25 protein-coding genes and 1 pseudogene are annotated in these 22,533 nt (G+C 48.0%); 8 read left to right on the forward strand and 18 right to left on the reverse strand.

The window, feature by feature from the left end; translation table 11 throughout:
• Positions 1-50 precede the first annotated feature (50 nt).
• The gene (locus tag DFP98_RS11990; protein WP_116060834.1) at positions 51-620 is read right to left on the reverse strand and encodes a dihydrofolate reductase family protein; all 570 of its coding nucleotides are present in this window, start codon (positions 618-620) and stop codon (positions 51-53) included.
• 366 nt (positions 621-986) lie between these two features.
• Between DFP98_RS11990 and DFP98_RS11995 the strand changes: the two genes are divergently transcribed.
• Both DFP98_RS11995 and DFP98_RS12000 read left to right on the forward strand, forming a co-directional pair.
• Entirely contained in the window at positions 987-1,934 is a 948-nt protein-coding gene (locus DFP98_RS11995; RefSeq protein ID WP_116060835.1) for a helix-turn-helix transcriptional regulator, read from the forward strand.
• Positions 1,935-1,997: 63 nt separating this feature from the next.
• Positions 1,998-2,546, forward strand: coding sequence for a DinB family protein (locus DFP98_RS12000; protein WP_116060836.1), 549 nt, complete (start codon positions 1,998-2,000; stop codon positions 2,544-2,546).
• 72 nt (positions 2,547-2,618) lie between these two features.
• Here DFP98_RS12000 and DFP98_RS12005 read toward each other — a convergent pair whose 3' ends face one another.
• The 7 genes from DFP98_RS12005 to DFP98_RS12035 all read right to left on the reverse strand — a co-directional run bounded on the left by DFP98_RS12005 (position 2,619) and on the right by DFP98_RS12035 (position 9,603).
• Positions 2,619-3,200 (reverse strand): SUKH-4 family immunity protein, encoded by a 582-nt coding sequence (locus tag DFP98_RS12005; RefSeq protein WP_181917641.1) that lies wholly within the window; start codon positions 3,198-3,200, stop codon positions 2,619-2,621.
• A 115-nt stretch (positions 3,201-3,315) separates the two neighbouring features.
• Positions 3,316-4,539 (reverse strand): RNA polymerase sigma factor, encoded by a 1,224-nt coding sequence (locus tag DFP98_RS12010; protein ID WP_116060838.1) that lies wholly within the window; start codon positions 4,537-4,539, stop codon positions 3,316-3,318.
• A 7-nt stretch (positions 4,540-4,546) separates the two neighbouring features.
• A complete protein-coding gene (locus DFP98_RS12015; protein ID WP_116060839.1) occupies positions 4,547-4,894 on the reverse strand; it encodes a YciI family protein in 348 nt (115 codons plus the stop codon).
• A gap of 155 nt (positions 4,895-5,049) precedes the next feature.
• The gene (locus tag DFP98_RS12020) at positions 5,050-6,393 is read right to left on the reverse strand and encodes an SMI1/KNR4 family protein (protein ID WP_116060840.1); all 1,344 of its coding nucleotides are present in this window, start codon (positions 6,391-6,393) and stop codon (positions 5,050-5,052) included.
• 18 nt (positions 6,394-6,411) lie between these two features.
• Positions 6,412-6,921, reverse strand: coding sequence for an endonuclease V (locus tag DFP98_RS12025; RefSeq protein ID WP_116060841.1), 510 nt, complete (start codon positions 6,919-6,921; stop codon positions 6,412-6,414).
• A 107-nt stretch (positions 6,922-7,028) separates the two neighbouring features.
• Entirely contained in the window at positions 7,029-8,945 is a 1,917-nt protein-coding gene (locus DFP98_RS12030) for an AraC family transcriptional regulator (protein WP_116060997.1), read from the reverse strand.
• A gap of 91 nt (positions 8,946-9,036) precedes the next feature.
• Positions 9,037-9,603 (reverse strand): winged helix DNA-binding protein, encoded by a 567-nt coding sequence (locus tag DFP98_RS12035; protein ID WP_220377085.1) that lies wholly within the window; start codon positions 9,601-9,603, stop codon positions 9,037-9,039.
• Between the two features lie 304 nt (positions 9,604-9,907).
• On the opposite strand from DFP98_RS12035, the gene DFP98_RS12040 reads away from it, so the two are divergent.
• Positions 9,908-10,525, forward strand: a complete 618-nt coding sequence (locus DFP98_RS12040) for an NAD(P)H-dependent oxidoreductase (RefSeq protein ID WP_116060843.1) — start codon at positions 9,908-9,910, stop codon at positions 10,523-10,525.
• 104 nt (positions 10,526-10,629) lie between these two features.
• Here the strand turns inward: DFP98_RS12040 and DFP98_RS12045 are convergent, their stop codons facing one another.
• The gene (locus DFP98_RS12045; RefSeq protein WP_116060844.1) at positions 10,630-11,724 is read right to left on the reverse strand and encodes a sensor histidine kinase; all 1,095 of its coding nucleotides are present in this window, start codon (positions 11,722-11,724) and stop codon (positions 10,630-10,632) included.
• A complete protein-coding gene (locus tag DFP98_RS12050) occupies positions 11,714-12,415 on the reverse strand; it encodes a response regulator transcription factor (protein WP_116060845.1) in 702 nt (233 codons plus the stop codon). Before DFP98_RS12050 ends, DFP98_RS12045 begins: the two co-directional genes overlap by 11 nt.
• A gap of 189 nt (positions 12,416-12,604) precedes the next feature.
• Here DFP98_RS12050 and DFP98_RS12055 point away from each other — a divergent pair, with 189 nt between their 5' ends.
• From DFP98_RS12055 to DFP98_RS12065, 3 genes are read left to right on the forward strand one after another with little or no spacing between them, the layout of a single operon-like run.
• Positions 12,605-13,681, forward strand: coding sequence for a D-alanine--D-alanine ligase family protein (locus DFP98_RS12055; RefSeq protein WP_116060846.1), 1,077 nt, complete (start codon positions 12,605-12,607; stop codon positions 13,679-13,681).
• 14 nt (positions 13,682-13,695) lie between these two features.
• On the forward strand, positions 13,696-14,886 hold the full coding sequence (alr, locus tag DFP98_RS12060; RefSeq protein ID WP_246016515.1) for an alanine racemase: 1,191 nt from the start codon (positions 13,696-13,698) through the stop codon (positions 14,884-14,886).
• Positions 14,838-15,686: a D-alanyl-D-alanine carboxypeptidase family protein gene (locus DFP98_RS12065; protein ID WP_246016503.1), complete on the forward strand. Its 849-nt coding sequence runs from the start codon at positions 14,838-14,840 to the stop codon at positions 15,684-15,686. Before alr ends, DFP98_RS12065 begins: the two co-directional genes overlap by 49 nt.
• A 188-nt stretch (positions 15,687-15,874) precedes the next feature.
• On the opposite strand, the gene DFP98_RS12070 is transcribed toward DFP98_RS12065, so the two are convergent.
• The 4 genes and pseudogenes from DFP98_RS12070 to DFP98_RS39730 form a co-directional block, all read right to left on the reverse strand.
• Positions 15,875-16,216, reverse strand: a complete 342-nt coding sequence (locus DFP98_RS12070) for a DUF1801 domain-containing protein (RefSeq protein ID WP_116060847.1) — start codon at positions 16,214-16,216, stop codon at positions 15,875-15,877.
• Positions 16,217-16,267: 51 nt separating this feature from the next.
• The gene (locus tag DFP98_RS12075) at positions 16,268-16,924 is read right to left on the reverse strand and encodes a DUF998 domain-containing protein (RefSeq protein WP_116060848.1); all 657 of its coding nucleotides are present in this window, start codon (positions 16,922-16,924) and stop codon (positions 16,268-16,270) included.
• Positions 16,925-17,026: 102 nt separating this feature from the next.
• Complete coding sequence (locus DFP98_RS12080; protein ID WP_116061000.1) at positions 17,027-17,599, reverse strand: dihydrofolate reductase family protein; 573 nt, start codon at positions 17,597-17,599, stop codon at positions 17,027-17,029.
• Positions 17,600-17,945: 346 nt separating this feature from the next.
• Positions 17,946-18,101: pseudogene (locus DFP98_RS39730) on the reverse strand (class I SAM-dependent methyltransferase); the annotation flags it as partial.
• Between the two features lie 245 nt (positions 18,102-18,346).
• Between DFP98_RS39730 and DFP98_RS12085 the strand changes: the two are divergent.
• Positions 18,347-18,751: a CcdC family protein gene (locus DFP98_RS12085; RefSeq protein ID WP_246016516.1), complete on the forward strand. Its 405-nt coding sequence runs from the start codon at positions 18,347-18,349 to the stop codon at positions 18,749-18,751.
• A gap of 53 nt (positions 18,752-18,804) precedes the next feature.
• Here DFP98_RS12085 and DFP98_RS12090 read toward each other — a convergent pair whose 3' ends face one another.
• Positions 18,805-19,473, reverse strand: coding sequence for a TetR/AcrR family transcriptional regulator C-terminal domain-containing protein (locus tag DFP98_RS12090; RefSeq protein WP_181917642.1), 669 nt, complete (start codon positions 19,471-19,473; stop codon positions 18,805-18,807).
• Positions 19,474-19,569: 96 nt separating this feature from the next.
• Between DFP98_RS12090 and DFP98_RS12095 the strand changes: the two genes are divergently transcribed.
• On the forward strand, positions 19,570-19,941 hold the full coding sequence (locus DFP98_RS12095) for a VOC family protein (protein WP_116060851.1): 372 nt from the start codon (positions 19,570-19,572) through the stop codon (positions 19,939-19,941).
• 97 nt (positions 19,942-20,038) lie between these two features.
• Here the strand turns inward: DFP98_RS12095 and DFP98_RS12100 are convergent, their stop codons facing one another.
• The 3 genes from DFP98_RS12100 to DFP98_RS12110 all read right to left on the reverse strand — a co-directional run bounded on the left by DFP98_RS12100 (position 20,039) and on the right by DFP98_RS12110 (position 22,517).
• Positions 20,039-20,473, reverse strand: a complete 435-nt coding sequence (locus DFP98_RS12100) for an SMI1/KNR4 family protein (protein WP_246016504.1) — start codon at positions 20,471-20,473, stop codon at positions 20,039-20,041.
• A gap of 275 nt (positions 20,474-20,748) precedes the next feature.
• The gene (gene mle, locus DFP98_RS12105) at positions 20,749-21,591 is read right to left on the reverse strand and encodes an alpha/beta fold macrolide esterase (protein ID WP_116060852.1); all 843 of its coding nucleotides are present in this window, start codon (positions 21,589-21,591) and stop codon (positions 20,749-20,751) included.
• A gap of 476 nt (positions 21,592-22,067) precedes the next feature.
• Positions 22,068-22,517, reverse strand: a complete 450-nt coding sequence (locus tag DFP98_RS12110) for a DUF2269 family protein (RefSeq protein ID WP_342772486.1) — start codon at positions 22,515-22,517, stop codon at positions 22,068-22,070.
• Positions 22,518-22,533 lie beyond the last annotated feature (16 nt).

The following is a 22,533-nucleotide window of genomic DNA, read 5'->3' on the forward strand; positions in this document are numbered from 1 at the left end:
AGCATCTTCTTTTCGGTCTGTTTTTTGTGGTGTCACCCTGTACAGCACGGCTATTTCACCAACTCATAGCGAGCTGCGATAATACCTGAATTGAACGTTCGGCTGGATAGCAGCTTGAGCCTGATTTTTTCACCGGCGCCGTGGAATACTGTTTTTCCGCTGCCTAGGATGACCGGACAAATCGTCAACAGGAATTCGTCGATCAGGCCAAGCTCAAGCAGCGTCTTCGCCGCCCCTGGGCTGCCGAAGATAACGAGATTTTTGCCTGGCTGCTCCTTGAGTGCCTTAATTTCCTCTGCGATATTGTCTTTGATTAATGTGGTATTGTTCCATTCCACCTTGTCCATCGTGCTGGAGATGACGATCTTCTTAACATCCTGCACCCATTTGGCATGCTCCATATCGTGCGTCGACGCATTCGGATTGTCCAGCATCGCGGGCCAGTGGCTCTCCATCATCCGGTATGTCGTGCGTCCGTATACGGGAGAGCCGACTTCGGCCACGACCTCCTCGGCGTATTTCTCAAGTTCCTCGTTATACGGAATCCAATCCAGTCCTCCATTCGAATCCGACGCATACCCGTCCAGCGACACATGCATGAACAATACGAGTTTTCTCATGTCTGTTTCTCCTTCGATTTTGAATTTTTTGTTCGATTTTTTTGGCCGTTGGCCCGTATTTCGTCCTGCCTTCACGTTCACTATAAATCATTACGTTACGTAAGGTTCAAGCAGAATATCCGTCAGCTTAATAAAATATGGATACTCACGTTAATAAATATTGGATGCGTATAGGATACAATCCTGCCCATTAGCGAAATAGGCTGCCGAATGCCAGCAGTCTTGCGTCTTTGTGCTATCGTTTGTCGGATTGAACTAACGGGCAGAATACCCTAGTGATATACTTTCAGTGGAGGTGCTTGTATTGTTATATGATGACCTCTCATTTCTCCTGGATAAATAATCTCTCGGAAAAGGATGCAGCGCATGAACAAAACGGATCGTTTGTTAGCCATAGTGCTTGAGCTGCAGCGTAACAAAGTGTTACGAGCCGAGGATTTAGCCGCTATATTTGAAACAAGTGTGAGAACCATCTACAGGGATATTCAGGCTTTGAGTGAAGCTGGCGTATCCGTGGTAGGGGCGCCGGGACAAGGATACTCCTTAATGGAGGGGTATTTCCTGCCGCCAGTCAGTTTCACAGTGGAAGAAGCAGTGGCGTTGCTCATCGGGACAGATTTTATCGAGCATTGGTTTGATGTTCACTATGGCAGTAAGTCTCGAACTTCGAGAGGGAAGATTGAAGCCATCCTGCCAGAACCGATCCGCACTGAGGCATCCCGGATTCGCAAGAGCTTTCGTTTGCTTACTACTGCTAAAGATATAGCACGAATACAAGAGAAGGCATACTTGGAAGCGATTCGTCGAGCGATACTGGAGGAACGAAAAATAAGATTCCGCTATTCCAAACGAGTTGCCGAGGCTGACGGGAACCGCCAAAGTGTTCGTACAGTTGCTCCTTATGGACTTGTGCTTCATCAAGGATCATGGGTACTCGTTACACAGTGTGAATTGCGTCAAAACATCCGTCATTTCCGGTTGTCCCGTATGTCGGAGCTTGTCGAGCTGGAAGATAGATTTATATTGCCCGCAGATTTCCTTTTAGATGCATACCAGCCTCCAGACGATCGCAACGTCCGGGTGCGCATTTGGGTCCAGCCTGACATTGCCGATAAGGTAAGGGAATCGAACAACTTCTATATACACACCATAGAGGACCATACGGAAGGGTTGCTGGTGACCTTACGTGTTCGGCAGCCTGAGGAATTGCTTCATTGGGTGCTCGGCTGGGGAAGCGGAGTGGTTGTACTGGAGCCGGAAACCTTCCGAGATCGGGTTAGACACGAACTGAAAAAAACGTTAGAACGCTACTGACATAATGGTGTCAGTAGCGTTCTTTTATACTTAGAAAAAAGAGATTAGAGGCGATGATAAATAATGATAACAACAAAGATAGCCTTACAACGATTCGAGGAAACTGCGACACATTATATTCATGAACTGAACCAATTCAGTCTGGAGCAGCTGAGGCAAAAGCAAAGCGACAACGAGTGGTCAATCGGACAGATGTTTCAACATCTCATTAACTCGGCGCTTTATATGCAGCTTCGTAATATCGATCAGTGCCTGGTGCCAAGCCAAGATTCCATGGTGCCTGGAACGGAAAAAACCGAGGTTGGTGCGGCTATATTTTCTCAAGGGAGCTTCCCGCCCATTCGCATTCATGTGCCGCCTTCCCCGCAATATACTCCTGAGCAGCCAGAGAGTAAGGAGCAGCTCATTCGAGGCTTACACACTGTCATCCAGAGAATGAAGGACATTGAACCTACCCTTGAAAAAATATCCAAACAAATTACAGTGCCCCATCCGAGATTCGGCGGATTGTGCGCGGAGGAATGGTTTTTACTTGTCGAAATGCACTACCGTCATCACCTTCTGCAGTTGGACCGCTTAAAACAAGATTTGGCTATATTGCCTACCTTCTAATTTTACATTCTCACCTCATGCAGCTTTAAGAAAAATGATACGGCTGAGTTAATCGTGTCCATCGGCGAAGTCCTATAACAAACCGTCTTCCAATTGCTCAAGCACACAGCTCCACCAATGATTTTCGTCTGCCAGGCTGGCTGCGTCCTTCTCCTCAAACAAAGCCCGCATCCGGGCCAGCTCCGCCTTGCGGTCGAAGACCGGCCGTTTCGGACGCTGCGGGACGAATTCGCCACGGCGGAAGGCGGCCAGCCGTTCGCTCATTTCTTCCGCCGTCCATATCGTCGCTTGATCATCTTCGGAGTGACTTGTTATAAACGATCGGACGCTTGACAAGAACATCAGAAACAGACGGATATCCGAATTAACGAATCCTGATTCCCCGGAGGCCGGTTGGAAGGAATAGAGATGCCCGGAGCCTTGAGCCAACCCCAGAATGGCGCTTTCCGGTTCCCATTCGTATCCGATGGGCAACAACTTGCGTTCGCCAACTTGCAGTATTCCCCTATCTGCGAACGATTGGAAGCGAACGCCCAAGACGGTATCCGCAGGCTCGATAAAAGGAAGTCCTTCCTTAAGCAAATAGGCCTCTACCTTCTCAGGCAAATTGACGGATTTGACGAGATCCGGATCATACTCGACAACATGTTTCAAAGCTCCATCCCCTCCTCTTATTTCAGCAACGTGAATGATCAAGCCCGCTCAACATGCACGGAAGTGTAAGGCACCCCGATGGGGTACCTTAATGGATATTTTATCGATGCTACATTTATATTTCGGAAGCCTGGCGGCTTAGAAATTGTCGAACAGAAACATCCGTGCTCAGTCCAATAGCAAGGCTATAAGCAGAATAGGCGTCTTCTTTGCGGTTCATCTGTTTGTACAAGTGGCCGGCAAGCGCCCAATAAGGCTGATAGTTCACCACTTCCTCGGATGAGATAGCCTCCATTAAAGCAAGCCCTCGTTCCGCTCCATAAGCCTCTGCAATAGCAGCGGCTCGACCGACCAAAACTCCCAATGTAGGGGACATTTGAATGAGCCCCTCATATAAAAGCGCAATCTCCTCCCACTCGATGCTTCCGGTCCATAGACGTTGTGCATGTATGGATTGAATCGCAGCGATGAGTTGGAACCGACCGATTCGCCCCGTTTGCGAAGCGGCATGAAGATAACGCTCCGCCTCTACGATCAAGCCTTTCTCCCACCGTGAACAATCCTGCTCGGAAAGGGGGATATAGCTTCCTCCCTCATCATACCGGGCCGCACGTCGTGCTTCGCAGTAGAGCATAGTTGCCACCAGACCGTAAACCTCAGGTTCGCGAGGAGCCAATTGAAGAAGCAGCTTTCCTAGATAGATCGCTTCCTCCGCCAATCTTCTTCTGGGCGAATCGGCAATGGCCGCCTCGTCCCATCCACTCCCGTAAGCAGCATAGATGGCCTCCAGGACGGAATCGAGACGATCCGGGATCTCTTCTGCGCCAGGCATTTCAAAAGTGAGGCGCTCGGCACGGATTTTTGATTTTATCCTCGTAAGACGCTGGCTCATAGTGGAGGGCTTTACGATGAATGCAGACGCAATTCGAGCTGCATCGATCCCAAGCACCGTCTGCAACATAAGCGGTGTACGCATAACAGGATCAATTGCCGGATGAGTACAAAGAAACATCATCCTCAGGCGTTCGTCCGGAAAGACATCGTTTGAAGAAGACAGACGCTGTGCATCCTCCGATATGGCAAGGAGTGTCGGCAGCGCGTTTTCGGAAATACGAGCACGGCGGGCTTGGTCGATAAGCCGTCTACGAGCGGCCGTAGTCAGCCATGCTTCGGGCTTATCCGGAATGCCGATCTTGGGCCAGGCCTCCAGCGCGGCGAGAAAAGCATCTCCAATAGCATCCTCAACAGCCTGCAAATCCCGCCAATTCACAGCCAAATAGGAGAGTAATCGACCATAAGCAGCGCGAGCCGTTTCTTCAATGATCTGATTGGTTTCCATAGAGCGACTATTTCAACGCGGGAATGTTCTGTCTGACCTCAACCACATCGACAGGCCCTCGAGCAGCCCATTCTAATGCGGTGTCTAAGTCCGGAACATCAATCACGAATATCCCGCCGAGCTGCTCTTTCGTCTCAGGGAACGGTCCATCCTGAACTACCATCTCACCACCACGACGTTTCACCGTAGCAGCTGTCTCGGGAGCATAGAGACCTGAACCGAATACCACTATTCCAGCTTGCCGCAATGCATGTACATAGTGCGTCCAGCTAGCCAAGTATTCTTGTTTTCGGGCCGGATCCGTTCTTGCTGCAAAGTCCTCCTGACTTTCGTAAAACATCAAGGTGTAATTCATTGTAAAGCTCCTCCCTTTAATCCTTAATATAATTTGGTTTCGTTATAATGTCGTACCAACCGTTCCGATTTCTACATCTCATTAAAAATTTTTATTAATCGCTTTTGATTATCGTTTGCGGGAGGGGCTACTTTAAATTATTTTTAGGGAGCTCTTCATTTAACGGCATTCTTACCATTGTCAAAATAATCATCCGGCAAATTTAATTCATTCAAACAATTTATAAATTTGTCCCTGAAATTAGGGTTATCTTTATATTCCGGCCATGCAGCTCTATAATATGGCAATAACTTCTCATGAGGGATAATGCCCCAATATAGAATAGAGTTTTTCACAACCTCCTTGTCGCCGCCCATTAACATCTGTTCAATGATCTCCCAATCTTTCGATTTGTCATCGCAGCTGCGTGTGGCATAGATGGCGGCGTTTCGTATATTCGAGTCGGCGTGGCGCAAAAAGGGCGCAAAGTTTTGAAGTGTAATCGCGCCGGAAGATTCCAAAACATACCCCACATGGCGTAACGTTTCCGGGTCTTGTACCCTGTGGAGATTTTCCAATATCGCTTCTATAAATTCCGCTAAATCAACAGCTTTACCGTACCCGTTCAGGATCTGTAAGGCTTGCAATAAATCCTCTTCGCTATCCGAATGCAACATCTCCAGAAGATAGTCTCTCCCCGCGTCAACAGAGGTTTTGCAGATCAGCTGAATGGCTGTCGTGCGATCTTTTTGTCCACGATCAGCCACGTTTCTCAAAAAATCAATGGTTGGCTGTGAGATTTTCTTGATCTTGAACATTCCATCAAGCGCTTTTGATTTGATTTCTTCGTCAGGGGCGTTTTGATAAACCTGAATCAACGCATTTTCATCGCCCGGCATTCTGCTGCCAAACCATGCGATGTCGTAATCCAGTATAACTTCATCCAGCCAGCGCTCGTACCAGTCCAGGAAGTTGTCTTCATAGACAAAGAAAAAGGGATGGTCTGGATAAAAATCTGAAGTGTAGACGACTTTTCCCCTATGCTCCCCTTCAAGTACGAGATACATATCGTATTCGCAGCCTTGTGTGCCAATGCACATCATGCCGCCCAGCACCCTATTACGGACCGCGTCGTATTCCGGGTCGGAGATATCCTCATCATTAATCAGGGGCTCGATCAGAACGTTCCAATCCTCTTTTGTCATTCCGGGGTGTAGAACGCACTTTGTCGCAAGTGCATTTTTATCGGTATAGGAAGCGGCCTTTTCAATCGAATACATCCCGTAATACGGCCCGGCACCTCCATTTCCGACTTTCGTCAAAAACTGCGTATACGGCTTCGGGAGCGTGACCCGGTTCTTTGCTTGCCAGTCCGCAAGCTCTTTTTCTGTAAGCTTTTCATTAACCTTATATTTGTGCGAGGATGCTCCAAACACCTTCAAAGACGTATCTTTGCGCATGGCCTGTTCGAGTTTCTTTTTTATTCGATCAAGTTGCGTTTCTTTCTTCCAAAACAACATATTGAATCCCCCTGATGGTTATAGCCAGGCTTCCTTCGTTTGCTTGTCCAGCAATTTCAGCAGATGCGGAAATCGGTATTCTCCGTACATGCTTTGTATATGCTCGGCAGCGATTCCTAACTCCATGCCGACAGCGGTTATATACAAAGGCTTCGAGCTGCTGCCTCGGTAAATCTTTCTGACAAGTGCTTCGTTGTTGTGAAAAGCATTTTTGGCAACGCCGATCACTGGAATTTCCCCTAAATAATTTGTGTAAACATAATGTCCGAGCCCGGGCTTCTGCTCATTGTCTAAATAGACATAGCCATCCACAACAAGGGTATGTATTTGGTTTATATCTGTAAGCTTCAACAGCTCCTGTATGCAAGGGAGCTCTCGTTTATAGAAAAAGCCCGTTTCGTATTCGTGTGGGGTTTCCGTATAGGACGTGATGACTTCAAGCGGTTTAGAATCTTCCCAGCGTTGAAAAATAACCCCCACCGATTTCGCTCTATTTTCCTCATAATATACATCAACAGCGATGATCATGGATAGCGCTTCCTTCCTTGGAGCTTACGAAAAAGAGACCCCTTAGAAGTAATCTTGGTGGTCTCCCTGCTCTCGTATTCCATTTTACCGCTATTTCCTTCCGGCTCCTAGCGGCTTATTAGCCATTCAGCTAACTCTTCTGTTTGACTCAGAATAGCTATCGGGTCCCAATATCCGGAACGGTCGCTTGTCCATAAGAACACTCGATCATTTTTTATTGCCGGAAGCGTATTCCAAATTGGATCCTTTTTCAGTTCATCCAACTTTTTCGAGTCCGATGTCAGGATAATATAATCTCCCGCATACTTTGGCAGCACTTCCGCAGAGATTGACGCCCAACCGGGGTCAGCCATTTCGGCCGCAACATCTGCAGGAGGTTTAAATCCGAAGCCATTATAGATCGGTTGACCGCCTTTTCCGAAGTCTGCACCAACAGCCATTATTTCTTTTTCATCTAGCTGAATAACCGAAAATGTACTGTCAGCGGGAATGACTTTCAATACCTTTTCTTTAGCAATAGCGATACGGTTGTCATACTCATTCAGCCAAGTCTTGGCCCTTTCTTCTTGACCAAGCAGTTCGCCGAAAAAACTGATTTCCTCGTGCACCGTTTTTAGAGAAGCATAGGGTATTACCACAGTAGGGGCGATTTTAGACATCTGCTCATTTAGCTCAGGATAAAAATCGTCCATAATAATCAAATCCGGTTTAAGCGATAAAATTTTCTCTACGTTGCCGTTTCCGTCACCTATGTTCTCTACATCCTTCAAATACTGATTGAAGTATGGATTCTTAATATGATGATCGGATGTTCCAACGGGCGTTACACCTAGCGCTATGAGACTTCCAAGATACTCGCCGGCAACGATTCGTTTAGGCTGAGTAGGTATTTCTATCTCGCCATTAATGGTTTGAACAAGTTTAGTCTGCGGCTGCTCGGATGAAACGGGAGCATCGCTTGGACTTGGCTGTGATGTAGTAGTCCCTAGTGCGTCGTTCGTACCACATGCACTAAGCAACAAAATGAAGCTTAGCAGCAATGCGGACACTAGCGTAGTCCTTGAGTCTTTAAACATGAATAAATCTTCCTCTCCATCACCTTCGTGATGATAATAATTATCAATATCATCAGCGTAGCGAACTAGCTCTGACGAGACAATGGAGAATTCCACGTTTATAGGAGGACTATCTACTTGTTTCTGCTCTTTTGCATTCACTTCTCGATAGCGTATGGGAGAGACCCCTCTGTGCTTTTTGAACAATCTGCTAAAATAACTCGGGTCATGATACCCCACACCGGCCGCAATTTCCTTTAACGTAGCATCCGTTTCAAGCAATAGTTTTGCAGCCTGATCGATCCGAACTTTTATTAAATAATCGATTGGACTAATCCCTGTACGTAATCTGAAGTAAGAAGACAAATGGGAAACGCTATAGTTTAAACTTTCCGATAACGTCTCCAACGTCATCGCTTCTGCATAATTCTCATGAACAATCGTCGCAATTTGAGTCGCCAAATCACGTTTCTTAGAGTTCAAACCTTGTTTTGGCAGTTGATGCAGCAACTCATACACGAACTGATAAAATAAAGCTCCTACGCGAAGCCGAGTAAGGGTGTTAGACCTTCCCCACTCTTTTTCCATCTCACTCACTATCCGGTACAGGGGCATCGGATTATTCGGTGTTATACTGTAAGAAAGATCAAAGGAACGAGAGGCGATATCGGAAGGTGCCAGTGGCTGTACGCCGCCCTTGTAATAGATGCTATAGTAATCCAGATCTTGCATGTCTGCGTCAATATCAAGCACGTTACCTTTACCCGCATGAATCACAGTAAAATGCTGCATATCGTAAACATCTTGTCCCAGATGAACTGTAGCGTTACCGCGAATCGACATGAGAAATAAACTTGAGGGAACACGATAGGAACGAATGGAGTCGCCAGCCTTGATCGTGATGCGACGAATATCTATGACTTTGCAGCTCGCATAATTCCATGAAGCAATTAGATCGTTAATATTCATGCTCTCCCCCAAGCTTACCCTCTGCTTTCATCTTACTTGTGGTAGGGTTCATCGTATTATCATCTGCAGAGCGAATGCCGAAATGGCTTCGTCAATCCTCAAGGAAAGCAATGCGGATCAGTTCCTTGATCTTTCGAAGCTTTGTCGAGTCCAATCGCCGCAACATGTCCAGAATTTGGCTTACTTCACCAGCTGCCTGATCAACCGGATCCGTCCGTGATTCCCCCAAAACCGGATTCTCTTCCTGAACGTCAACGCCCTCATCGAATCGAACCCATGACATGTCCGCCGTATCCTTCATGCATTGCAAGAGAAAACGCATCTGTTCGAGGTCATAACGGCCCAGAAATTCACGAACGTTGCTTTCGATATGAATGTGTAGCTCATTGTGGAGATTGAAGACTTTCTGCCCCATCGGAGTTAAACGGAACAAGACTTCCTTCTTATTGTCGGGGAGTGATTCGATTTGAACGATTCCTTGCTCCGACAATCGCCTTGTAATCTTGGACACACTGCCTCTCGGGATACCGAAACGCTTGGAGATCGTAATGCCGTTCACTACCGTTGACTCCCCAATCGCGTCAACGATGTGCAGCATAAGGATGGTCGCTTCTTTTAGGAAAGCGATGACATCCTCATCCGAGGTGCGCGCCATCATCCAACGCCTTTCCTCGTCCTCTCCTTCAGCCTGGAATCGCTTCTGTATGACACCGATTTGGCCCATCATCTCCGTGATCAAGTACGCTTGTTCAACGTTTGCGTCTACCCTTGTGCGGGACATCCTTCGCCCCCCTTTCCGTTTCTCCTGTCGTTTCTTTTGTTACAGTATAGCAAGCAATTGGCCTGAATTAAATAATTCCAGGAAACATTATTGACAACGAGAAAACAAAAACATATTATGGTTTCAAATAAAACAATTATGTTTCTATAAAACAAAAAAAGACAGGAAGAGGTGCTCCGCAATGAATTTCGTAATCGTGTTCGACCATCCTTACGGTGCCACGGCTTCCGAGAATGTCCCGCATCGAAGAAGCTATTCCGCCGCGTTATTAGCCTCTGTGACGAAAGGTCTGCTCTCGAACCATCACGGCGTCGATCTGATCGATCTGCACGCGGACGGCTTCAATCCCGTCATGTCCGCCTCAGATCTAGCTGATTGGCGCCAGAAACGCTCTAGCGACCCGCTCGTGACCGACTATCAGCGGCGACTAATGGCCGCGGATCATATCGTGTTTATTTTTCCCATCTGGTGGGAAGGAATGCCTGCTCTCATGAAAGGGTTTCTCGACAGAGTATTTGTAAAGGGTATCTTCTATACCGAGACGAAGCCGGGACGTCCCTTCAAATGCTTACTGCCCCGCTTGAAGAGTGTAACTCTGTTGACGGTCATGGCCACACCGACCTTCGTTTACCGTTGGTTCCTCGGGAACCCGATTGCCAAAATGGTCTTCCGCGGCACCTTCCGGAAGATGGGCATCCACAAGCTGAAGTGGCACAACTACTCTGGCATGGAGAATCGCACGCTCGAGCAACGCCGCAATGCCCTGGACAAGACCGAACGGATTTTCGAGCGTTATTGAAGCCGTGTAACAAACAAATGATTCATTACAAACCAAGTCTGTTACGGTAAGTACTGAAGAGAGGCCTTTCGATGGATGGCCCTTCCCTTTACAGGCTGCCTCCGTTATTTTTTAAGGGGAAGCCTCACCGTAAACGTGGTTCTCCCTTGGACGCTCGTTGCGGAAATCGCTCCATTATGCAGCTCAACGATGTTCTTGGCAATTGCGAGGCCGAGTCCCGAGCCGCCCGTATTCCGCGAACGGGATTGCTCGCCGCGATAAAACCGTTCGAATAACAACGGAATAACGGATGCCGGCAAAGGCTCTCCGTAGTTCGTAATCTCCACGACGGCTTGCCCAGAGTCGCTGTTCGATAACGCGATATCGACCTGCCTGCCATCCTTTCCGTATTGGATCGCGTTGACGATCAAGTTCTCGAAGACACGGACAAGCTTATCCCCGTCTGCTTCTACGATGTTCGGATGATCGGGGAGAGTTAAGAGGCACTCCATCTCCGCCTGTTCAAATTGCAAACGGAATTGCGCCGCCAATTGCGCGAGCATCTGGGCGAGATTGATCGGGGCCAATCGAAGCCCCATTCCGCCGCTCGTCCTCGTGAATTCGAACAAATCGTCAATCATCGTTTTCAAGTGTATCGTTTTCTCGTATGCGATTCGAGTGTAATGCCTCAGTTCCACTTCGTCCCGGTAGCGATCCTCTTCGATCAGCCCTAAATACCCGACGATGGATGTCAGCGGCGTGCGCAGATCATGAGAAACGTTCGTGACCAACTCGACCTTCGTCCGCTCGGCACGCCGTTCCTCCTCGATAGACAGCCTCAGCTGTGCCGTCATTGTATTGATATTTTCCGCCAATACCCCGAGCTCGTCATCCCTGCGAATCGGAAAGCGGTAATCAAAATTCCCCGCGGCGATCCGTTCGATTCCCTGCGAGATTTCCATTAGGTAACGAATGGTTGAACGACTGAGAACGAACAAGTAGAAAATAAAAAGCAAAAGGCAGGCTGAAGTAAAGAGGAGCGGAATTCCGAACTCTTCCCACATCAGCCGCAAAAGCGATCCGAGGTAAGGAATATCGTATTTGAGCGCCGCGGCCGCGATCAATTCGAGGAAGCCAGCCGTCATGACGGACGCCAACGCGCTTAAGCCGATTAAGTACAGGATTTTGAAACGCAGACTCTTCCACGGTTTACGGATCAATTTTATATCCTACTCCCCATACGGTCTGGATCGGCTTGACACCGCCCAGCTCGCTCTCCAATTTATCGCGAAGCTTGCTGATATGAACCATAACGGTGTTCGTGGACTCCAGGAACTTGTCCTTCCACACTGCTTCGAATATGGCCTCCGCGCTGAACACCTGTCCAGGATGGCTTGCCAGAAAATACAAAATATCGAACTCTGTCGACGTCAAATTAACGTTCCGGCCCTCCACCGTAACCGTATGCGATTTCTTGCTTATATTCAGGGAATGGATCTGAATTTCGTCTTGATCCTGTGCCTGTTGGATCTGCACATTCAAATAAATGGACCTGCGGAGCAGCGACTTCACCCTGGCGATCAGTTCGAGGGCATTAAACGGCTTGACCATATAATCGTCCGCCCCTGTCGTGAGCCCCAAGATTTTATCGATATCCTCGGTTTTGGCGCTCAGCATCAGGATCGGAATACCGTGCTCCGCGCGCACCGCCCGCACGACCTCCAAGCCGTCCATCTCCGGCATCATGACGTCAAGGATAATCAATTGGATGGATTCTTTGGCGATCAAATTCATGGCTTCGCGGCCGTTGCTTGCCGTGAGCACCTGATATCCTTCGTTATTCAAATAAATTTTGATCAGTTGGGCGATTTCAAAATCGTCGTCAGCGATCAGTATTTTAATGGGATTCATGGGATCTCTCCGGTTTTTATTTTAATTTGGCTATAGTTTATCAGAAATAGTCTTCGCAACCGACCGCCCGTATTCACAAATAAGGAATTCTTAAGATTTCCTTTATGATCTTTTACGAACTCTCTTGGCCATCCGCGGTATCTTGAAGGTAGAGCAACGGACAAGAGTTCCGCCTGGAGGGTTATCGATATGAAAACAAAGCTATACGTTCTGTACGGAGGCAAATCCGTCGAACACGAAGTGTCGTTAAAAACAGCGGTTACGGTCCTTCATTCCATTGACGAAAGCCGCTTCGATGCTTATCCCGTTTACATTACTCGTGACGGCTTGTGGTGCACGCCCGGCCAACTTTCCAAGGTGGGATTGACGGTCGAACGGTTAATTGCGCAGCCCGAGCTTCGCGACCCGGCTCGGTCCATCGGCGAAATCCTGTCGGGCATGATGGCTTTGCCCGGTCCCAAAGTCGTTCTGCCGTTATTGCACGGCTCTAACGGGGAAGACGGCACGGTGCAAGGCCTGCTGGAACTGTTGAACGTTCCGTACGTCGGGAACGGCGTGCTGTCGTCCGCGCTTACCTTGGACAAGGCGATGTCGAAGCAGGTCTTGGCCCAAGCGGGCATTCGACAGACGGAATTTATGGCTTGCCGATTCGAAGAATGGAGATCGGATAAGACAGCGATTCTGAGTGAAGTGGAGAATCGTATTGGATATCCCTGCTACGTGAAGCCGGCTTCCCTAGGCTCCAGCATCGGCATCAGCAGGTGTACAAACCAAGTGGAGCTCCTAACCGGTATCGGCGAGGCGTTCTCCTACGATAAGAAGCTCGTAATCGAGCGCGAAGTGGACGGCAGGGAAATTCAAGTAGCCGTCCTCGGCAATGAAAGGCCCCTGGCATCGTTGCCCGGCGAGTTCATCCATGATCACGTTTTCTTCGATTACGAAACCAAGTACATGGACAAGCGGCTGGCGATGTCGATTCCCGCCAAGCTGGCGGACGGCCTGACCTCGCGAGTTCGTGAACTGGCCATCTTGGCCTACCAAGCCCATGGCTGTGAGGGCCTCGCTCGCGTCGACTTCTTCCTTGACGGAGATGGCGAATGGTTCCTCAACGAAATTAACGCTTTACCCGGATTTACGAATTTCAGCATGTATCCGGTCATGTGGGAACGTACCGACGGAACTTCCTATTCCGAGCTGATCGAGAAGCTGATTGGTCATGCCGTTGCCCGTCATGAAGCCAAACAAACGATTCGCTATGCGAGGTGAACAAGTTGAGCCAGATGAGCGAGGTGGTCGGAATGCTAAGTGACACGTGGGCCGATATCAGTCTGAGCCGCATTCGCGAGAATATGCGGAAAATCCGCAAGTCGCTGCCGGATTCGGTCAAGCTGATGGCCGTCGTGAAGGCGAACGGGTATGGGCACGGCGACCTCGAGTCGGCTGCGGCGGCCGAACAGGCGGGGGCGGATTATTTGGCGGTCGCTTATCTGGAAGAGGCGGTTCGGCTTCGCGATGCCGGCATGAAGCTGCCGATTCTCGTATTGACCCCCATTCGACCGGAACGGACGCCACTGGCGCTGAAGCTCGACTTGATACTGACCGTCACAAGTGCCCATTGGTTTGCCGAGGCCCGTGTCTTTAAGCCTTACTCTTCGGCGGGGAAGCTTCGGGTTCATGTGAAGCTGGATACGGGACTCGGGCGGATCGGCATTCGGTCGAGGAAGGAATGGGAAGAGCTCGTTCCGTGGCTGAGCGCGGAGGACGTCGAAGTGGACGGCTTCTACACCCATTTCGCGACAGCAGGTCAGGCAGACACCGCTTTCCTGGAAAGGCAGACCGCTCGTTTCGTCGAGATGAAGGAATGGGCAGTTTCGTCCGGCTTGAAGATCCGGCATTACCATTGCGCGGGCAGCGCTGCGGCGCTAAGGTTCCCCCATCTGGCGATGGATATGGTTCGAATCGGAGCGGCGATGTATGGCTTTTATCCAGAGCAGCTCGTTCGATCCGTCAAGCTGGAGCCGGCTTTAAGCCTGCATAGCCGTCTGGTCCACGTGAAAAAGCTGGCCAAAGGCGAATATCTCGGGTACGACAATTCGTACCATGCCGAAGAGGACGAATGGATCGGAACGGTGCCGATCGGCTATGCCGACGGTTGGACGCAGCGGATGCAAGGCACAGAGGTGCTGATTGAAGGTCGGCGCGCCCCGATTGTCGGCAAAATCTGCATGGACCAGCTGATGGTCAAGCTTCCGGGACCGTGCTCAGAGGGTACTCTTGTAACCTTGATCGGACTTCAGGGCGAGCAGCGAATTACGTTTGCGGAGCTTGCCGCCCATATCGGAATCGTGGCACAGGAAATCTCCGCTTCGCTTGGCGTCAGAGTTGCAAGAATCTATACCGATACCGAGGAGGATCACGCAAAATGGGACAACCAAATCAGATGGAGCGAAGTCGAACAGGCCGTCATTTGACGTACTCCACCGTACAAATAGCTAATTCCGAAATCCACCAAGGACATCTGGTCTTGATCAATCGCGAGCATCCCATTCGGCAGACGAGTTCTTCCGACCGTTTGTTGCCGCTTAGCACGATTCCGGCTATCCATACGCTGCACGACGGAATGCGGCTAGATAGAACCTGTTTGCGGAATTTGGCGAATCTGCTTGAGGCTTGTCAGGGAATGAACGAGGTTATCGCTGTCAGCGGCTATAGAACGAAAATAGAGCAAGAGGAGATTTATGAATCTTCACTAGCTGATAATGGGGCCGAATACACCGCACGTTATGTCGCATTGCCAGATCGAAGCGAACATCAGACGGGGCTGGCTATCGACGTCGGCAAGCGGAACAAGGATGTGGATTTCATCGCCCCGTCATTCCCTGACAGCGGCGTTTATAAGCGCTTTAAGCAGCTTGCCGCCCGGTATGGGTTTGTCCAGCGTTATAAGGAAGGCAAGGAGTCCCTGACACGAATTTCTTGCGAGCCGTGGCATTTCCGTTATCTGGGCTATCCTCACTCGGAAATTATGGAGCGGAACGATTGGTGCCTGGAAGAGTATATCGATCAGCTTGAAGCCTATCCCTACGAAAAGAACCATCTTATCTTCGAGGATGAGCGGTCATTCGCGGAGATTTATTATGTAGCGGCGGAGACGGGGACTTCTACGATCATTCCCCTTGAAGAATGCGATCGGTTCCTCTTATCGGGTAATAATAGGAACGGGTTCATCGTTACCGCTTTTCTGGACAAAGGCAGCCGAGTTCATGTCTAACCTGAATGACGACGGAATCGATGGGCTCAAACTTGAGGGCAGGCATCAGAATAGTGCTTGCTCCTATAATCGTCACGCCCCAGAAGTCTTGTAAAGATGGAATTTCTTCATAATATTTTGGCGCTATACATGTGTGCCGGGATTACCAATTTCCGTCTATCGCAACTTTGCCTGCGGCGCATTTACAGCTACAGCGAGTTTGAAGCCTGTCTGAGCAGCGACACCAATTGTTCTGAATCGAACGTATCCTCTTTACGCAGCTTCAATGTTTTTCTTTCCGCAGGGCCATCGAACACGCCCTCCGGGAATGTTAACTCTGAACAATTAAAAATGGTGAAACTAACGGTTTCTTTCGCTGTCGAGATAGCTGCGGCATATTTTCCATTTTTCAAAAAGTGAGGCTTCTTATACTGAATACGCTCATGTACATTGGGAATCGCTTGGTGAACCACTTCACGCAGACAGACGGAAAATTCCTTGTGCCACGGTTCTTTTAACGCCTCGATAAAATCGGTTACTTCCTGTTTCATACTTCATACGCTCCTTTAGAGTAGTAATATCTATAATCCTCTTAGTCTGGGTTATACTGCTACAAGAGCTTCAGCACGTAGTCTAGCTGCAAGAACCGAAACCCAACCGAAAGCAACAATTCCGGCGCACCCCATAATAACGCCAATCCAACTCGCGATGCTTGAGCCAATCATGATAAGCACAGGCGCAACAATACAAGAAGCAATACAATAGATACTCCAACCACGCTCGCCTTGTACAGCAAACCGACGTGCAAAAACGATGCCTGCTGCAATTAAACAAATAAAGGCTGTAAAGAACGCCACGGAATGAAGTGCTGCATGGCCGCTCATCGATGTCGGTATTTCCGCAGGGGCACCTGGGGGAAAGCTGAGGCCAGGATCTGGACGAAACAGACCTGCCAGGATCATGCCAATCCCATAGATTCCAATGAGCAACGACCCTAACGTGCCTCCCATTCGCCCGCGCAGCAGACGCCACACTCCAATCGCTGCACATACAGCAAGCGATCCTGTAATGAAGAAATTAGCGCTTTGAATCCATCCCGCATCCCCCAATGTAAGGGTACTGATGGCGTGCCGTCTAATATCGAATCCTACACGGGTAAACGATTGAATAATGGCTGCAAGGTAGAACAGAGGCGCTGAAACAACCCCGCACATCAGAAGCAGACGAATCCCCTTCATATGCCGCTTGTTTGTAACCATAGTAATTTTCTTCCCCTCTCATTCCCTCGCGGGCAGATATTTTGACCTTCTATTTAGACGACGAACCGATAACGGCAATTTCGACACACTCGCAAATTTTTTTTAATTCATTATCTCGGGCTGGTAGGTGTGAATCGTGACACCTGATTTTAGCGCTTTGGAATCCATGAGACGCATAGCAGCCTTCTCGCTTTCCCCTCTGAACAGCCGTTGTCCGCGACCTAAGATTACAGGGTGGACCCAGAGTCGGTATTCGTCGATGAGATGATTGTTCATCAGCGTTTGTGCTAGATCGCCACTGCCGACGACCAGCAAGTCTCCTCTAAGCTCCTGCTTGAGCTTCGCTGCTTCTTCGGTCGCGTCACCATGGATGATGGTGGCATTCCAATCCGCTTGGCTCAAGGTTCTCGAAGCCACGAACTTCGATATGCCATTCATCCGATCGGCCAACCCTCGCATGCCGGTCGCCGAAGGCCATGCTGCCGCGAAACTCTCGTATGTTCTACGCCCCAGGAGGAGCGCTTCAACCGCGTAGGCTTGCTCGATAATTAAGGTTAGATGCTCCTCGCCAACATATGGCAGCTGCCATCCTCCATATTCGAATTCATTGAGATCGCCAGGCGCCTGCATGACGCCATCCAACGTAATGAATTGCTGCATGATGATTTTCCCCATTTTCATACCCGTCCTTTCGGCTGTGCGATCGATTTACCGCTATTAACACAACGAACAAATAAACCGCTAATCGACATTCTTTCTTCATTAAGTTTCTTTTAGTGCTTTCCTCTCCTTTTCTACAAGGATTGTTACATAGCCAAACGTGTTAGCCATAAAAAACAAACCCAAGTCCACATAGGGGCTTGGGTTTGCATGAATTACGTAATAGAACAGAGCGAAACAAGGCACAGCAAAAAAAATCCGTACAGGTCGCAATCGATGTCCTCATATGGTGTGCCGTTGGAAATCAGTTGAAGCAAAATGACTGGCTTCCATTCCCCCCACGACAACTCTAACAGCTCATAAGTACGTCGGACAAAACATACTGTATCTGGACCTCTGAAGCTTTCGCCAGTTCCAAGGCATACTTTTTATTTTCTGAGGAAAAGTCCACCACTGTGACATCAGTTCCTAACAATGTCAGAGCCACCGCCTTGTTTCCATTTGAACCCACGATACTGCGGAAGATTGGCGCAGACAACCTTTGTCAAAGCACTAATTCCGGCCATGCAGCCTTGCTATCCGGAATGCTACAATATGACTTTGGTCATTCGGGTTAATGACTGCTGTCACTACTCGTGGATATGTAAAAGTAAGTAATATAAGTGTATCCAACATATGAGGTGAACGAAAATGAATGGAAGCTCCATTTATGTAATAATCGCTGCAATAGCCGCTTTGGTATTATGGAGAAGAATGCGAAGCATGTACCGTCCAATACGAGGCAGTGGAATTCGACTGTTGATTCCTCTGTTATTCACACTTCCTGGATTCACACTTCTATTTAACCTGAATGAGCCAGCTTGGGCTGTTGGGGCAGCCTTTGGACTAGGCATCGTGTTTTCGATCCCATTGATTTGGACCACCAATTACGAGGTAAGAGAAGACAACCTGATATATGCGCAGAAAAATTGGGGATTTATTGCGGCTTTCATCGGTATATTGATCATACGATTTGCTCTTCGCCAGGAGTTATCCGACATGGACCCCCAAGCTTTAATGACATTATTCATGATGGTAGCCTTTGGATACCTCATTCCATGGAGGGTCGTATCGTTTATCAAATTTCGTCGGCTGATCAGACAGTCCAACCCTGCCTTGTGTAACTAAAAGGTAAAGACGGCTCTAATTAAACTCATCCGTGTAGGTATCCAATGTAAATTCTACTGAAGCTTAGCCGCCAGCCCCTCTGTCAGAACATTAAGTCCGAACTCGAACTCCTTCGCCCAATCGGAGTTCGTCGTGTACGAAGCCAGGCGGATTACCGTAGGGAACTCCTCTGACGGCAGTTGACTATAATATTGGTTATAGCGTTCGCTTAGCTCCGCACTCGAGAGGGCACCCTGCTCGACATTTAACCGCAACCTTACCTCTTCTCCAACAAATCCGAGAACGTAATTTTTCAAAATTGAAGCTACCCATGGCACCTGCTGGTCCGGGAAACCGATAGATGACAATAGGGCGTATAGCCTCTCTACCTGCTTAAGGCGATCATAGCCCGAGGCTATACTGGAATTGAACAGATCCACCGTATCCCGGTGTGAGAGAAGGACTTTACGGAAAGACTCCCCCCAGAGCCCAAGCTGCTCCCTCCAAGATAGGGACGACTCCGGCCACTCCATAGAGCTGCTTATTCGATCGGTCAGCAGTCCCATCAGCTGGTCCTTGTCTTGGATATGATAATAAAGTGATGCGGTTTTCACCTGTAGCTTGTTCGCGATTTTGTTCATGCTTAATTCCTTGAGGCCGATCTCGTCCAGCAATTGCAACGCGGTCTGAATAATTCTTGTCTGGTCCAGCGGAGTATTGGTTGTACGAGTTTTCCTGGCCAATGGGCTCACCCTTTCACTTGACAAGTATAGCATAGAAGCATATTCTAATACCATTAGATTAATCTAATACCATTAGAATAACGGAGGAAATAAAAAATGAAGCTAAACCATCTGAACTTGTGCGTAAACAATATGTCGGAGGCAGTTACCTTTTTCGCTGATATATTCGGTTTTGAGCTTGCAGATCGGAAAGGTGACGCGATTGCAGTTATGAAGGACCAGGCGGGGTTTACGCTCGTCTTAAGCCAGTTGGTGGCCTTACGAGGCGAGAATCCGATTTATCCCGAGGGGTTCCATGTCGGGTTCTACGTGGATACGAAGGAAGATGTGGATCAATTTTTCCTTAAGCTTATGTCTGCGGGACTTGCTAGCAAGGAAAATAGTCCGAAGTCGATGCGTGGAGGTTACACGCTTTACTTCAAAGCGCTTGACGGCATTCTGTTCGAGGTTACCTCGTTCGCCGTCTAAGCCCTTTTAACGAATTCGGACTTCATTAAAGTTTCATCCTACCCGTTGAACAGGCTGCCGATTAATCCAGCAGCCTTTCATCCTTGTGATCTTCCATTTAAATAGAAATCTCGTCAGTAATCCAACCTTTAATAAAGTATTTTAAAGAGGGCGCAACACAAGAACGGCTATCATCTTCATGATTCCAAACATAGATTCTGTTCGTTTGAATCACCCCATTTAATATGGCATAGCCGAATAAGTCGCCGTTTCCCGCATCAGAAAAAAACAAAAGATGATCAAAGGGCATATATCTGCCCTTATATTCTTCAGATCGATAATGCAGGTTATCCTCTACGATTTGGTTAATGGACCAAATTAATGGACACTGATATTCATCGAACACTCCATTTGATTCTTGAAATAATTGCAATAACTCTTCGGGCAACTCCACATTAAGCTTTTCTTTAATTAGTGCCAATTCCACATCGTTTGCCGGATCTCTATAAAAATACTCTTCCGAAATGGATTTGATATAGTTCTTCCACACCATTAGTTAACCCCTCTTAGAGAAAAATAGAATATCAATAAAAAATTCAAGATTTCGTTGAATTGTCCTTCTACTTTGCTGTCATCTTGATAATCTTTCTTTTCAGTTACTGCGGCAAGTGGCCTCTGCTTCCACTGTTATTCAAACTATCATCCCTTATTAGCGTGATGGGCTACTTTAGATATTTATAGGAAGCTCTGCATTTAACGGCATGCCAGTGCGGAAAGGCCACCGAAGTATTCGGCGGCCTAATCGGTGATTCAATCGTCTTTAGTTAACTAATTTTGTATTGAAGTGTGCTTTGCAATAGAATCAATTACAATATCCCAGTCATCGTAATGAAGTTCATGCCCAGTTCCCTCTAAGGCCAGTAACACCGAACCTGGAATCTCGTTAGCAAGGTTTTTCCCATGGTCATAAGGGATAATGGGATCTTCCGTACCGTGTATAATCAGAGCGGGTACGTCGATTTCCCTTGTTCTGGCCAGATAGGACTCTCCGCCTGACAGCAAGGCGTGATTAGTCATGCTAGCCGGGTTTTTGCTCCTTGTAAATTCTTTTTTAGTCAATACACTAACTTTGTTCTCATCAAATGGATGCTTTGAACCTACGAGGATCCTTGATCTGCCAATCGCGAACCCGACTACCGATTGTTCGTTTGTCCAATCTATTGCCCCCATATTCGAGAAAAATTCCATAACCTTCTCTTCCATCGGGGGGAGATGCGGAGCAAAATTGGACGTTGATAGGAGGGTAATCGTTAGAACTCTCTCCGGATGCCGCAGAGCAATCATTTGGGTCAGCATACCGCCCATGGACATACCTATGATATGCGCTTGCTCAACCTTATAAGCATCCAATACTCTAATGGCATCATCCGCCATATCTTCAAAAGTATAATTCGGCTGACCCGGTTCGTAAGTTGTTGAACGTCCAACATCTCGGTTATCATAACGAATGACAAAACGACCTTCATCCGCCAGGCGCTGGCAGAATTCCTCCTCCCACCATATCATTGAGGACTGGGCCCCCATAATCAGCAAAATGGCCGGATTAGCTGACTCCCCGAAACTGTCTGTACATATCTCAATTCCATCTATCTTGATTAATCGTTCGTTCATATGGAATCCTCCAATGTTTTCGGATAAAAGAAAAAACACAGGCTATTGGCCTGTGCATCTGTAATCGAATAAGAAATTGGAAATGAACGCAACAATGTGATTCCCCTATGGATAACTCGCAGTCAAGTCACCGGATAGATCACAATATGGTTCATTACAGTTTCTTTAAATCCAGCCTATATGAAAGGAAAGCAGAGTTACCTCTGATCTCCATTACATATAACTAAATCGGGTTACCGTGAAGGCAAACCATTCTTCGATTATTATGCACACAAAATAGCCTTAAACCACTATTTCATTAATTGTGCAAAGAATATCGAAGAATTAGTTTAACACACGTAACCCCTCCGTTCGTATCAGTTAAGTGTATGCTAGCATAGGGTAAAGTTTTATGTCAACACTTGGGGATTTTAAATTCTGTCCGTTAATTTTCCGCCGTCACTTATAGTGTCCCGCACTTCTGGTTACACCAGCGTTTAAAACATCGGCTTAATGACCATCAGTACGGTTACCGCTAGGGACAGCAGTTGGGCAGTCGTCTCCATAGGCGAAATTCTCCGCATTGCCAGCCCGACATCGACGGATAATTCATACCCTTGCCTTTCGGATGCGAGTTGAGCGAGCCGTTTTGTACGCGGTTCGATCAAACCGACAATGGTGACAATTAAGATAAGCGATAATAGAATAGAGAGATTTAGCCACATTTCAGTGAGCCCCATTTTGGCAATAAACATTAACCAAATACCAGTCAGCACGAGTACCGTGCCGCCGATTTTAGTAAACAAGGCAAGCTTGGACGTAATATCTAAAATAAAGCGAAGCTGGTCAGTCGTTTTGGCCGATCTGCGGATAATAGGCACCATGAAGGCTGAACCGATCACTGCTACCGCAGCGAATATATGCAACACTAGCAACCATCCGTACAAACGAATCAACTCCTTT

Source organism: Cohnella phaseoli (assembly GCF_003386235.1).
In the GTDB taxonomy this organism is placed as follows: Bacteria; Bacillota; Bacilli; order Paenibacillales; family Paenibacillaceae; genus Cohnella; species Cohnella phaseoli.